Source organism: Aquimarina atlantica (assembly GCF_000626715.1).
GTDB classification, from domain to species: Bacteria; Bacteroidota; Bacteroidia; order Flavobacteriales; family Flavobacteriaceae; genus Aquimarina; species Aquimarina atlantica.
On record NZ_AQRA01000004.1, the window covers coordinates 117,618 to 131,499 of the forward strand.

At 33.2% G+C, this 13,882-nt stretch carries 15 protein-coding genes; 3 read left to right on the plus strand and 12 right to left on the minus strand.

Translation table 11 applies throughout. From position 1 onward, the window contains the following. Positions 1-13: 13 nt before the first annotated feature. Both ATO12_RS09470 and ATO12_RS09475 read right to left on the minus strand, forming a co-directional pair. A complete protein-coding gene (locus ATO12_RS09470; RefSeq protein ID WP_205625234.1) occupies positions 14-1,456 on the minus strand; it encodes an aldehyde dehydrogenase family protein in 1,443 nt (480 codons plus the stop codon). A 3-nt stretch (positions 1,457-1,459) separates the two neighbouring features. Further along, positions 1,460-2,470, minus strand: coding sequence for a homoserine dehydrogenase (locus ATO12_RS09475; RefSeq protein ID WP_034241484.1), 1,011 nt, complete (start codon positions 2,468-2,470; stop codon positions 1,460-1,462). A gap of 116 nt (positions 2,471-2,586) precedes the next feature. Between ATO12_RS09475 and ATO12_RS09480 the strand changes: the two genes are divergently transcribed. Then, on the plus strand, positions 2,587-3,057 hold the full coding sequence (locus ATO12_RS09480; RefSeq protein WP_034241485.1) for an Lrp/AsnC family transcriptional regulator: 471 nt from the start codon (positions 2,587-2,589) through the stop codon (positions 3,055-3,057). Between the two features lie 21 nt (positions 3,058-3,078). Here the strand turns inward: ATO12_RS09480 and ATO12_RS09485 are convergent, their stop codons facing one another. Then, positions 3,079-3,471, minus strand: a complete 393-nt coding sequence (locus ATO12_RS09485; protein WP_034241487.1) for an acyl-CoA thioesterase — start codon at positions 3,469-3,471, stop codon at positions 3,079-3,081. 90 nt (positions 3,472-3,561) lie between these two features. Here ATO12_RS09485 and ATO12_RS09490 point away from each other — a divergent pair, with 90 nt between their 5' ends. Continuing rightward, the gene (locus tag ATO12_RS09490) at positions 3,562-4,191 is read left to right on the plus strand and encodes an NAD(P)H-dependent oxidoreductase (protein WP_034241488.1); all 630 of its coding nucleotides are present in this window, start codon (positions 3,562-3,564) and stop codon (positions 4,189-4,191) included. A gap of 142 nt (positions 4,192-4,333) precedes the next feature. Beyond that, entirely contained in the window at positions 4,334-5,539 is a 1,206-nt protein-coding gene (locus ATO12_RS09495; RefSeq protein ID WP_034241489.1) for a DegT/DnrJ/EryC1/StrS family aminotransferase, read from the plus strand. A gap of 18 nt (positions 5,540-5,557) precedes the next feature. Here ATO12_RS09495 and ribB read toward each other — a convergent pair whose 3' ends face one another. The 9 genes from ribB to ATO12_RS09540 all read right to left on the minus strand — a co-directional run bounded on the left by ribB (position 5,558) and on the right by ATO12_RS09540 (position 13,824). Beyond that, positions 5,558-6,709, minus strand: a complete 1,152-nt coding sequence (ribB, locus tag ATO12_RS09500; protein ID WP_034241490.1) for a 3,4-dihydroxy-2-butanone-4-phosphate synthase — start codon at positions 6,707-6,709, stop codon at positions 5,558-5,560. A gap of 47 nt (positions 6,710-6,756) precedes the next feature. After that, positions 6,757-8,202, minus strand: coding sequence for an LptF/LptG family permease (locus ATO12_RS09505; RefSeq protein ID WP_081802018.1), 1,446 nt, complete (start codon positions 8,200-8,202; stop codon positions 6,757-6,759). Positions 8,203-8,315: 113 nt separating this feature from the next. Next, the gene (locus ATO12_RS09510) at positions 8,316-8,948 is read right to left on the minus strand and encodes a LolA family protein (RefSeq protein WP_034241989.1); all 633 of its coding nucleotides are present in this window, start codon (positions 8,946-8,948) and stop codon (positions 8,316-8,318) included. 58 nt (positions 8,949-9,006) lie between these two features. Beyond that, positions 9,007-11,502, minus strand: a complete 2,496-nt coding sequence (locus tag ATO12_RS09515; RefSeq protein ID WP_034241492.1) for an FtsK/SpoIIIE family DNA translocase — start codon at positions 11,500-11,502, stop codon at positions 9,007-9,009. A 67-nt stretch (positions 11,503-11,569) separates the two neighbouring features. Next, positions 11,570-11,938 (minus strand): diacylglycerol kinase, encoded by a 369-nt coding sequence (locus ATO12_RS09520; RefSeq protein ID WP_034241493.1) that lies wholly within the window; start codon positions 11,936-11,938, stop codon positions 11,570-11,572. 6 nt (positions 11,939-11,944) lie between these two features. Then, on the minus strand, positions 11,945-12,445 hold the full coding sequence (gene tpx, locus ATO12_RS09525; RefSeq protein ID WP_034241494.1) for a thiol peroxidase: 501 nt from the start codon (positions 12,443-12,445) through the stop codon (positions 11,945-11,947). 113 nt (positions 12,446-12,558) lie between these two features. Then, entirely contained in the window at positions 12,559-12,816 is a 258-nt protein-coding gene (locus ATO12_RS09530; protein WP_025664919.1) for a DUF6952 family protein, read from the minus strand. After that, complete coding sequence (locus ATO12_RS09535) at positions 12,797-13,111, minus strand: thioredoxin family protein (RefSeq protein WP_034241495.1); 315 nt, start codon at positions 13,109-13,111, stop codon at positions 12,797-12,799. Before ATO12_RS09535 ends, ATO12_RS09530 begins: the two co-directional genes overlap by 20 nt. A 74-nt stretch (positions 13,112-13,185) precedes the next feature. After that, positions 13,186-13,824 (minus strand): peroxiredoxin, encoded by a 639-nt coding sequence (locus tag ATO12_RS09540; RefSeq protein ID WP_034241496.1) that lies wholly within the window; start codon positions 13,822-13,824, stop codon positions 13,186-13,188. Positions 13,825-13,882: the final 58 nt, after the last annotated feature.

Consider the following 13,882-nt stretch of genomic DNA (forward strand, 5'->3'; position numbering starts at 1 on the left):
ATCTATTATTTATTTAAAGGTTAAAACATGCAATTTTAGTTGTGGTCATTTCCCGTATAGCAGATTTTACGCCTTCCCGGCCAATACCACTTTGTTTAATTCCGCCAAAAGGCATCATATCGATTCGGTAATCAGAAGAATCATTAACCATAACTCCACCACATTGCAATTGGTTAACTGCCTTAAATGCTGCTTCTATCGAATTTGTAAAAATTCCTGCATGTAATCCATAAGGAGAATCATTACTAGCTTTAATACCTTCTTCTAATGAGTTAATTCTGGAAATTGTTGCTACAGGTCCGAAGATTTCCTGTTTACCATTTAGCGGATGGTCATGATTTCCTTCTATGAGTGTTGCTTCAAAAGCGTTGCCTACTCGATTTCCTCCACATAAAACCTGATAACCAGAATTTTTTAAATCAGAAATAGAGTTCTCTATAACATCAATTGCTTCTGAAGTAATAATAGGTCCCATATCGGTATTAGCATCATCTGGATCTCCTAGTTTTACTGATTTCGCCAGGGCAACTACTTTTTCTTTGAATGTATCATAGATCGCATCGTGAACATACATACGTTTTACGCCTACACAGTTTTGCCCAGCTGCCCATATCATACCACCTATACAGTTTTCTGCAACGGTATCGATATCAACATCATCCATGACTATTACCGGAGAGCTCGAACCAAGTTCCATTGCTACTTTTTTAATTCCAGCAGCTTTTATGATCGCCTCTCCGGATTTTGTCCCCCCAGTAAAACTTACCATATTAACACGCGGGTCTGTAATTAATGTATTCCCAAAATTACTTACCGGTCCTGTTATGATATTTAGAATATGATGAGGCAAGCCTGCTTCTAGAAACAACTCCCCTAATTTTATTGCAGAAATTGGAGTAAAATCTGATGGTTTAAGTATAACCGCATTACCCGAAGCTATTGCAGGACCCAATTTATGAGCCACCAAATTAAGAGGATCATTAAAGGGTGTAATTGCGGTAATAATACCTATAGGATCATGTACGTAATATCCTGTTCTCGAAGCGGCTCCTGCAAATGCATTAAAAGGCACGGTTTCTCCTGTAAGTCTTTTAGCCTCTTCACTACAAAGAGTTAATGTATTGATACATCTGTCGACCTCTTTGGCAGCCTCAATTTTGGTTTTAACTCCTTCGTTTACTATAATTTGAGTAAATTCTTCCTTCCTTTCTTTTAAGAAAACAACTACTTTGGCAATAATCTCACTTCTATCATAAGGTGATATATTTCTTGAGATTTCTTTTCCTAACTCTGCAGATTGTAAAGCCTTCTGTACATGATCTGTATCTGCACAAGAAACAGCATATACCTCTTTTCCTGAATACGGATTTAATACTGGCAATTTTGTTGGACTTTCTACCCAATTTTCTCCAATCAACATTTTCATGGTATCAATCTTGTCTAAAGTGCTTATCATACCTCAACTATTTTTAATAATGGATAATACATCTGAGAATACAGAGTAACCCGTTTCAAGTTTTCCGGCTCCGGGTCCCGTAACCATAAGTTTTCCTAAATATGCAGTAGAGACTTCTATTGCATTAGTAACACCTCCAATATTTGATAGTGCATCTTCGGTATCTAAAGCTTCTGGTTGTACCCTTGCTTCTATAGTTTTACCAGTTTTTGTTAAGCTTCCTACAAGACGAATGTTTTTTCCTTCCTTTTTAGCAGTATCCAGCTCCTCTTTAGAAATAGTATCTATACCAACAGTAGGTATGTTATCTAATCCCAGGTCAACACCAAAAACTTTATGAGAAAGTATAGCTACTTTTCCTCTTGCGTCATATCCCTTAACATCATTCGTAGGGTCTGCTTCTGCATATCCTTTTTCCTGAGCCACCCCTAATGCATTTTCAAAAGAGTCTCCCTGAGACATTTTTGATAGGATATAATTACTTGTACCATTAAGGATTCCTCGTATACTTACGATATCATCTCCGGCAAGGCATTCTTCGATTAACGAAAATGTAGGAGTACCACTTAATACGGTACCTTCATATCGCAGCATCACCTTATTATCATTTGCTAACTTGTTTAACTCTGTATAATGTAATGCAACCGGCCCTTTATTTGTGGTAACTACGTGCTTACCATTAGTAAGAGCATCCTTAATAAAAGTATATGCAGGGTCTCCTGTTGTATAATCGCTATATGTTGCCTCTACAATAAGATCTATACTATCTATTTCAGAAAGAGAGTCTCCATCTGTTAATGAAGTATCACTTATTTTTTCTCCATTATTTAGTTTATTTAAAAGTTCATTAATATTTATCCCCTTGGGATTATATATATTTCCTCTTGCAATATCTTTAACAGCTACAACCTTGATATCACTTCCAAATTTTTGAGAAATCCAATCTGTTTTTTGCTCCAGAATTTCTAAAAAACCTCTACTTACGGTACCCAATCCTATTATACCTATATTCATTTTTGAATTTAATTTTATAAGTTCACGAACAAAATTCACTATATTTACAAATTATATGAATTATATTCATATTAAATTTTAGTAAAAACGAAATAAATTCTAAAAAGACAGTAAATATGAAGTTAGACCAGAAGGATATTCAGATTTTAAACCTATTACAAAATAATGCTCGGCTTTCAAACAAAGAAGTAGCTGCAGAGCTGGATATTGCCCCCTCTACTTGTCATGAACGATTAAAAAGATTAACCAGAGAAGGTTTTTTTAAAGCTTTTAATGCTGATCTTAATCTAAAAAAATTAGGAATCAATGTACAGGTAATAGTAGCTATACGCTTAAAAAAGCATGAACGAGAAATTATAAATTCTTTTATCAAAAGAATACGAACACTTAAGGGAGTCATTAAGTTTTATCATATGGCAGGAGATACCGATTTCATGATTCATATTGGTGTAAAAGATTCTGATGATCTTAGATCCTTTATTCTTGATAAATTAGCAAACTTTAGTTACATAGATCATATAGAAACGGCTATGATTTTTTATGATGAATGCGTATGCAATCTTTCTATTTTTGAATCTGAAAATTGAAAATAGTTACCTCAAAAAGAATTATTTGTTAACTATAGGAATTGGATTTTTATGATTATCAATAGCTACAAACTTAAAGTGCCCGGTAACTGCTAGTTCTCTATCGTAACTATACATATCTTCTTTGTAAATATCGACTTTTACTAAGCAACTGGTTCTTCCTACTTCTGCAATTCTAGCTACAAGTTCTACAATGGTTCCTTCGGGTATTGGTTTTTCAAAATCAATTTTATCTGTAGATATGGTCACTACCTTTTTTCTACTAAAACGAGTAGCACAAATAAAGGACACTTCATCCATAAGCTGTAATGCTGTACCACCAAACAAGGTTTCGTAATGATTGGTTGTATTAGGAAACACAGCTTTAAAGATTCTTGTTTCAGATTTATTAATCAATTCTTCTATAGCATTCATACAGTTGTGATATAGTTTTTTCTTATCATTTTATCTGTCAAAGGTAAATCTTATCGTACTATCTTTGTCATATACTTAAAAAAACTTCGAATGAATATTATAGAAAGTTTACATTGGCGTTATGCCACCAAAAAATTCGATACTAAGCAAATTGTTTCTCAGGAAAAAATAGATACACTAACAGAAGCTTTTAACCTTACCGCTACCTCATATGGTTTACAACCTTTAAAATTGGTGGTGATTAAGAATAAAGACTTACAAAAAGAACTCACCTCACATTCCTGGAATCAACAACAAGTTGCTGACGCATCTCATGTATTGGTATTTTGTATAGAAAAAACTATTGGAGAACAATACATATCCAAGTATTTCGATACGGTAAAAGAAATAAGAGATACTCCTGAGGAAATATTAAAACCTTTTAAAGAGCAACTCGTAGATTCTTTTACTTATAAATCCCCAGAAGAGATATCAAACTGGGCTGCAAAACAAGCATATTTGGCCCTGGGAAATATACTTACCGTATGTGCTATCGAAAAAATAGACTCTTGCCCTATGGAAGGTTTTATACCAGAAAAATACGATGAACTCCTTAACCTTAATGATTTAGGATTAACATCGGTACTGGTATTACCCATTGGATATCGAGCAGAAGACGATATGTTTTCTGAGTTAAAAAAAGTAAGACGCCCTATTACAGACACCATCATTACTATCTAAGTTTTGGTTTATTACATGTAATCAACACTATAAAAAATATTAGGTATTGTTATAATCAAAAAAATCTAGAATAACCACTGTAAAATCAAAACTCTTTTCGGTATTTTTGCTGGAAAGAGTTTTTTAATTTAACACTACACTTATGCCAGGATTTGAGTTATTTGGTGCAGAAGAACAAAAAGAAGTTCAGGATGTTTTAGATAATGGAGTTTTAATGCGATATGGATTTGATCCTATGAGAAATGGTCATTATAAAGCATTAGAATTAGAAAGAGATTTAGCAAACAGAATGCAATCCAAATATGCCCAGGTAGTTTCTAGCGGAACCGCAGCTTTAACGGTTGCATTGGCATGTGCAGGTATAGGATCTGGAGATGAGGTAATTATGCCTACATTTACTTTTGTAGCAAGTTTTGAAGCTATATTATCTGTTGGAGCGATTCCAATATTATGTGATATAGATGATACACTTACCCTAGATCCTAAAGCTGTTGAAGCATCTATCACTCCTAAAACCAAAGCAATTATGCCTGTGCATATGTGTGGATCTATGGCAGATCTTAGCGCATTAAAAGCAATTAGTGATAAACATAATCTTATTCTATTAGAAGATGCTTGCCAGGCTATCGGAGCCACGTATGACGGAAAACCATTAGGAAGTTATGGAGATCTGGGTTGTTTTTCTTTTGATTATGTTAAAACTATTACCTGTGGTGAAGGTGGTGGTATCATTACTAATTCTGAAACATTTGCTGATCGGGCACATAAATATCAGGATCATGGTCACGATCATGTTGGTAATGATCGTGGCGCAGAAACTCATCCTTTCTTAGGGTATAACTATAGATTATCTGAATTAAATGCAGCAGTAGGAATTGCGCAACTTAGAAAATTAGATCATACATTAACAATTCAGGAAAAAAACTATACAATACTACGCAATGCTCTGGCAGAAGTTCCCGAAGTTTCTTTTAGAAGAGTACCAGAAACAGGGGTAGAAAATTATTCCTTTCTAAATATATTTTTACCTACAGAAGACATAGCCAGAAAAGCACATAAAGCTTTGGGAGAAAATGGTGTAGATGCCTGTTTTTATTGGTTCGATAATAACTGGCATTACTATAAAAAATGGGAGCACCTTTTGGAACAGAAATCTCTTAGTAAGTTTTCTCAGGAAATACAATCAGGATTACAAAAAAACAATAGATCGTTTGATGCGAGTGATCTATGGATGGGGCGTACTATTTCTTGTTTAATCAAGTTAAATTGGTCTGAAACTGAAGTAACAAACAGAGCCTCAAAAATGGTTGAAGCTTTAAAAAGTGTTCTTGTAAAAAGTGTACTATAAGATTAATTGGGTATTTATTTAATACCCAACATAGTCTACGATTTCTAATCCGTATCCAATCATCCCAACACGTTTTTGTTGTACCGTATTAGATACTAATCGTAGTTTATGAATATTAATATCATGCAAAATTTGTGCTCCAATACCAAAATCTTTGCTATCCATAGCTATTTTTGGTGCTTTTACGACATCTTTTCCATTTTGAATTTCTTTTAAAGCACTTAAACGCCCTAAGAGATTAAGAGATTGACTTTCTTGGTTAATAAAAATTATCGCTCCCTTACCTTCGCTATTAATACGCTGAAACATAGCATCCAGACGTTTATCGGCATTATTAGTTAATGTTCCCAGGATATCATTATTAAATAAGGTAGAATTGATTCTGGTAAGTACAGGTTCATTTTCTTTCCAAGAACCCAATGTTAAAGCAATATGTACTTGATCATTAGTTGTTTGTTTATAGGCTCTAAGTCTATAATTTCCAAAACGTGTAGTGATATTAAAATCTTCTTTTTTCTCGATTAGAGAATCATGTTGCATACGATATGCTACCAAATCTTCTATCGATATTAATTTAAGGTCAAATTTCTTGGCAACCTCTACCAATTGAGGTAAACGTGCCATAGTACCATCTTCGTTCAAAATTTCGACCAAAATCCCTGCTGGTTTAAAACCTGCAAGTCTTGCTAAATCTACAGCTGCTTCAGTATGCCCAGTACGTCTTAACACTCCTCCATTTTTCGCCTTGAGCGGGAAAATATGTCCTGGTCTACCCAAATCATGAGGTTTTGTATCTTCCTGGATTAATGCATTTATGGTTTTGGCTCTATCGTGAACAGAAATTCCTGTGGTACACCCATGCCCTATCAAATCTACCGATACGGTAAATTGTGTCTCATGTAATACGGTATTGTTCTGAACCATCATATCGAGATTTAGCTCCTCACAACGATCTTTTGTAAGTGGAGCACAAATCAATCCACGACCATGGGTTGCCATAAAATTGATCATCTCTGGAGTTACTTTCTCTGCCGCAGCAATAAAATCTCCTTCATTTTCACGATCTTCATCATCTACCACAATAATCACCTTTCCCTGCCGAATATCTTCAATGGCTTCTTGAATGGTATTCAATTTCATTTTGTTTGTGGTATTAGTTGCTTGTGACATAATCATACTCTTAAATTTATTACCGGCAAAGATATTTAAAAAGAAATCTATTTTTTGGTTTTAGAAGATCGTTTTGCAAAGAAATTCTTTATTGGCTGGATAAAAGTGTCCAGATTAAAAATTCCCTGATCTGTAGTTGCTCTATACGTTAGAAATATACTTAACGGAAATACAATGCATGTAGAAAGCCATGAGCCCACAAATGGAGGAATCCCTCCTTCTTCGGCGCTATTTTTGGCGAAAATTCCAATAAAGTGATAGGTCAAAAACAATACTACTCCGATAACTATAGGTAGTCCTAACCCTCCTTTACGAATTATAGCTCCCAAAGGAGCTCCTACAAAAAACAATAAGATACACGAAATTCCCAAAGCAAATTTATCATGCAATGACATTTCGTATTTATTTAGAGCTCTTCTCTTAAAGCTTAGGTTCTTCTGCGTCGAATTTAGCTTTCTTATTACTCCATCTGCAGTAGATGAAGCAATCTGGTATATCTGTACTTTCTTAAGTGTATTAAAATAATCTCTTATATGTAATGTATCATTACTTGTTTTTGGAAGAGAATCAACTATTTTGATGTTTTTATTTAATCCATCAAACCCTATCCTTCTATCAACTTCAACTGTCATGTTTTTCATATCACTATTAACCTGAATAGATAATGTATCTATCTGATCTTGTAGCTCATTAACATTAAGCATATTATATCCTTTACTATATTGTTGCTCATCCATATCTACATTTCCCAATGATGATAAATCTATATTAAGAACATATTTTTTAAAATGTGTTTTGGCAAAAGGCAATCTATTTCTTTTTTGAGGAGAATTTTGTTGAATCTCGTCATAATAATTACCATCATTAAGGATTAAGGTAATCAAATCAGAATTGATATTACCTTTCAACTCTCCTCCTACTGCTTTTATAACTGTAAAATTGCCAGGTCGGGCAGCTTTCTTATGAATGATAACATCTCTAAGAAACTCATCATTATCACCATATTTTTCTGCTACTTTTATATTTATATCACCTAAATCATTAAACTGATTAGGAGTTATTACCATTGCAGGTTTTACTTTAACTATATTTTTACGAAGATTTATAAATCTTTTCTCTGAAGACGGAATCACTGTATTCGAAAATAAAAACGCACCTATTCCAACAAAAAAGATAAAAACAGATAAGGTTCTCATAGCTCGCTGCAAGGATATCCCAGAAGATTTCATCGCAGCAAACTCATAGTTCTCGGCAAAATTACCAAAAATCATGATAGATGTTAACAAAATAGTTAGTGGCAAAACCATGGGAATCAATCTAGGAGTTGCAAACGTCAAAAATTTTAATATTACTGAAAAATCGAGATCTTTTCCTGCCAGTTCTGATATAAACAACCAGATTGTTTGCAATAAAAGGATAAACATAATAATTACAAAGAGCGGGAAAAATGTCTTTACAAAAGTTGTTAAAATATATCGATCTAAAATTTTCACTCGTTTTCTATTTTCTAACCGCAAAAATATACATTAATTAAAACTAAAGAACGTGTGTAAATTTTTACACCCGTTCTTTTTTATACCTTTATTTCTTTATGTCTTAATTCTTTCTAATCTAAGCGATTGATATAATAATTTTCATATTTTGACTTATCAAATACAAATAATGTTTCTGAAAGCGGTTGATTAGTTTTAAAACTATTCACCGTAATTGTAACATTAGTACCATTATTTTGTTTCTGAATCATTTTGTAAATATGCTTTGTTTGCTTATCAATACCAAGTAATATTTCTTTTAAATCACTTTTTGAGTCAATAGGTATCAATTTTACATATTGAATTTTTCTACCTTTTACATTCTGAACAATATCCATTTTATAGGTATATCCATCTTCGTAGAACGTTAACATTTTTGAAGGTGTCACACTTGTACCATCATCTTCATCCTGAGAAGAAATATTGATTTCTTCATCTTCTGGAACAATTACATGTAGCTTTTTACCGTCATACATACGTTTGGTCCCCATGATATTAAGCAGGTACTTATTCCCTTGTAACGTCACATCACCTCTGGTTTCTTGAGCAACATGTTCTGCCTGATTATTAATTGCATATTTAAAGTTAATAACAATATTGGTGTAGCTATTTACTTTTTTGGAAACCTCATCCAAAAGATCTTTGGCACTTTGGGCTTGTGCAGTAGTTATACCCAATACAAATAGTAAAAATATAGCCTTTTTTATCATTTTATTTATTCTTCTTTAATTACTAATTACCATTATCATATTATACATCAGCTTATTACTCATTATCCAGTAATTGCTGAAGCGAAATTAAATCAGGTACTAAAACTTGCCTTGCTTTACTTCCTTCAAAAGGACCGACGATTCCTGCAGCTTCTAATTGATCTATTAATCTACCGGCTCGATTGTACCCTAATTTTAATTTCCTTTGTAATAAAGACGCTGATCCTTGTTGAGCTGTTACAATTACTTCTGCAGCTTCAGCAAAAAGTTTATCTCTATCCTTTTTATCTATATCAAGACTTGTGCCACTTTCTTCTCCCAAATATTCTGGTAACAGATGTGCATCTGGATACGCTTTTTGACTACCAATATAATCTGTTATTCGCTCTACTTCTGGAGTATCTACAAAGGCACATTGTATTCTTACAACATCATTTCCTTGTGTATATAGCATATCTCCTCTACCAATTAATTGATCTGCTCCTCCTGTATCCAAAATTGTACGGGAATCTATTTTAGAAGTCACCCTAAATGCTATTCTAGCAGGGAAATTAGCTTTGATCATACCCGTTATTACATTTACAGATGGTCGTTGGGTAGCTATAATAAGATGTATCCCAATAGCACGAGCCAATTGAGCCAATCTGGCAATAGGAGTTTCTACCTCTTTTCCTGCGGTCATAATAAGATCTGCAAATTCATCTACTACAAGCACAATATATGGTAAAAACTTATGCCCGTTCTCGGGGTTTAATTTTCTAGCTTTAAATTTAGCATTATACTCTTTAATATTTCTAACCATTGCCTGTTTTAGCAGATCATATCGAGCATCCATCTCGATACATAAAGAATTAAGTGTATTAATTACTTTGGTATTATCTGTAATAATAGCTTCTTCTGTATCAGGCAATTTAGCCAGATAATGTCGCTCTATCTTATTAAACAATGTAAGTTCTACCTTTTTTGGATCTACTAAAACAAATTTCACTTCTGCAGGATGCTTCTTATAAAGCAACGATGTAAGTATCGCATTGAGTCCGACAGATTTTCCTTGTCCTGTAGCTCCTGCCATAAGAAGGTGAGGCATTTTGGCAAGATCTACTACAAATGTTTCGTTCGAAATCGTTTTACCCAAAGATAATGGTAATTCCATTTCTGCATTCTGAAATTTTGAAGAAGAAATTGCAGATCGCATCGATACGATAGTAGCTTTTTTATTAGGCACTTCTATACCTATAGTTCCTTTACCTGGTATAGGAGCAATAATACGAATCCCCAGAGCCGCTAATGATAATGCGATATCATCTTCTAGATTTTTAATTTTAGAAATTCGAATTCCAGCCTCGGGTACAATCTCGTATAATGTCACTGTAGGACCAACGGTAGCTTTAATTTGAGCTATTTCAATTTTGTAATTTTTAAGCGTCTCTACAATACGGTTTTTATTTTCTTCTAATTCTCCCTGGTCAATAGTAATTCCTCCCGATTGTGTGGTATAATCTTTTAATAGGGTAATTGCAGGAAATTTATAGTTTCCTAACTCTAGTTTTGGGTCAAACTCACCAAAATCTTTAACCAGCTTAGCACTTAGATCTCCAACTACTTCTTCTTCTACCGTAGTTTCGACTTCCATTGCAATATCCTCGGGATTATCTTCTGATTTTATAATTAGTTTCTCTGGAATCTCGTTATTTCGATTATTTGGATCTCCATAAAAATCATTAATTGTAGGGTTTAATGTAATCTCTCCGGCATTATTATCTTTTTTAATCTCGTCTTCCTTCTCATTTTGCTTTTTATCCTCTTGCTTTTTATTAGCATCCTTAGATTTAGCTATGATTGAGTCTATTTTTTCTTTAATACTAGAGCTAGTGCTATCAGAAGTAGGAGTAGATACAGTTTGTTTATTATTCGTTTCTGAGGTTACTTCAAAATCCTTTGCTATAGCTCTTTGGGTATTTTTTAAAGAATCCGATATTTTCTCAGGAGTATACCTTAAGCGTACTACAATATATACAATTGCAAAAAAGGCCAGTACAAGAACAGTACCTATAAAACCTATATAGTCTCTTAAAAAATCATTGGTTTCGTACCCAATAATACCAGCTAATAAACCTCCATCTTTTTCTACAAAACCTAAAACTACAGATATCCATAGCATGACTAACCCTCCCCAAAACCAAAATCCAAATAGTTTCTTTTTGTTAAGGTCAAAGAACAAATACACTCCTGTTAACGAGGTTAACACAGGTAGGATCAATGCAGAAATTCCGAACCCTTTAAAAATAAAGAAATGACTTACGGTGGCTCCAAATTTACTTAACCAGTTTTTTGGAGATGATGTTCTATTATAAAATTGTGATATTTCACTTTGATCAATTTTCCAATTAAAGAAAAACGAAACAAAGGCAAAAAATAATCCTATCCCTAAAAAGAATAAGAAAGTACCTAGAACAACTTTTTGTTGTCTTGATAACGTAAATTTTTCTTTTAGTGAAGTCTTAGGTTTTTTTGTTGTTTTCCTTTTTGTACTTACCTTTTTTTTGGCCATTTTTTGGGTATCTTATCGCAAAAATACGAATATCTATATTGGAACGTAAAAATGACTAAAAAATTTTCTAAACTAAATAAGGGATATAAATTAAAAATCCGATTATTATAGCTGTAATTGCAGCAATAAAAACAGCTCCCGCGGCTATATCTTTTATAACCCCTATTTTATTATGAAAATCTGGATGAACAAAATCTGCGATTGCTTCGATTGCGGTATTTATCCCTTCAACACTCATTACCAATCCAATAGCAAAAATTTGCAAAATCCATTCGATCGAAGTAATATTAAAATAAAAACCTAATATTGTCATTGCTATTGCAATCCCAACCTGTACTTGTATACTTGGTTCTGTTTTTATCAATAACAGAGCTCCTTTAAAAGCATAACCACAACCTCGCAATCTGCCAACTACAAATTTTAATGCTTTACTCATAGGATACTAAGACAATATTTCGAGTGCAGCAGAATAATCTGGTTCCTGTACTATTTCTGGCACTTGTTCTGTATATAAAACAGTTCCATCCTCATCAAGAACAATAACTGCTCTAGAATGTAACCCTTGTAATGGTCCATCTACAATTTCTAGTCCGTAGTTTTTTCCAAACTCTCCGGTTTTAAAATCAGAATGATTGATTACATTTTCTAATCCTTCTGCTCCACAAAAACGATCTTGAGCAAAAGGTAAGTCACGTGATATACATAATACTTTAGTATTTGATAAATTACTTGCTTCCTTATTAAATGCTCTTACCGAAGCCGCACAAATTCCTGTATCTATAGAAGGAAAAACATTTAAAACTACTCTGTTTCCTTTATAATCAGATAATTTTGCTGTAGATAAATCGGTATTTACCATTTCAAAATCTGGTGCACTTTGTCCTACTTCTGGTAAATTTCCACTAGTGTGAATTGTATTTCCTTTTAATGTTATTGAAGCCATAATAAATGATTGTTGTTTTAAGAGTTATAAAATTAGTAAGATTATAGTGTAATATTAATAAGTTTTTAGAAAATAAAAAAACCTACAATTACTTATAGTAGGTTTTTTGTTTTTTAGGTATCTATAGATCCAAGGACTCTTTTCATAAAGCTATTTAGAGCTTCTTTTTTTGGAGTACCTTCTTTGATCATTTTATCAACTTCTAGAGCTCCATACATATTAGAGATTAGCTCTCCTATAACATCTAACTCTTCATCTTTTAATGAAGGTACTTCTGTTAAAGCTTCTAGAGTTTCAATAGTCTCTACGATAAAGTCTTCATCGTTTTCTTCGATAAAGCTTGTAAGGTGTTTAATTACCGGTAACTTCATCTACCAAATTTTTTAGAATATCAAATTTATTAGTTTGAACCTGGTTTACAAAAGCTCCGCTTTTGAATGCAGCAAATGTCGGAAGATTATCTACCGTGGCTAGTTTTCTAGATTCAGGATATTTTTCAGCATCAACAACAACAAAAGTGGTATCGTTATTTTCTGAAGCCAGTTTTTTAAATTTTGGTTTCATAATCCGACAGTTACCACACCAAGTGGCAGAATACTGTACAATCACAGTATCGTTATCCTGTATTAGTTGTGAAAGATTATCTGCTGCTAGTTCTTGTACCATATTATTTGAATTAAAGTTTAGAAAAAATTTCTCTGGGGTTATTGCCCAGAGAAATTTTTAATTAGGATTTATCATTAATGAGTTGCCAGGTAAGAAGCTACTCCTTTTCTATCTGCATTCATTGCATCTTTTCCCTCTTCCCAGTTTGCAGGGCATACTTCACCATTTTTTTGTACATGCGTATACGCATCGATCAATCTTAAAAACTCAGCTACATTTCGACCAACAGGCATATGGTTTATTCCTTCATGAAAAACCGTACCTTCTTCATCGATTAAATAAGTAGCTCTATACGTTACATTATCTCCTTCTACAGTTACAACACCAGTTTCTTCATTATAAGTTTCATTTGTAATATCCAGAATACCTAATGTGCTTGCAAGATTACGATTAGAATCTGCAAGAATTGGATAGGTTACTCCTTCAATACCTCCGTTATCTTTAGATGTATTTAACCAAGCAAAATGAACTTCTGGAGTGTCACAAGAAGCACCAATTACGATTGTATCTCTTTTTTCAAATTCATTTAAAGCTTCTTGAAAAGCGTGTAATTCTGTTGGACAAACAAATGTAAAATCCTTAGGGTACCAAAAAAGTAATACTTTTTTATTCTTATTTTTAGCTTCTTCTAAAACGTTAAGCTTAAAAGTATCGCCCATATCGTTCATTGCATCAACGTCTAGATTAGGAAATTTTTTACCTACAAATGCCATTTTTTTATTTTTTAAAATTTATAATTGATTAATTTTTGACAACGCAAATATACGCCTA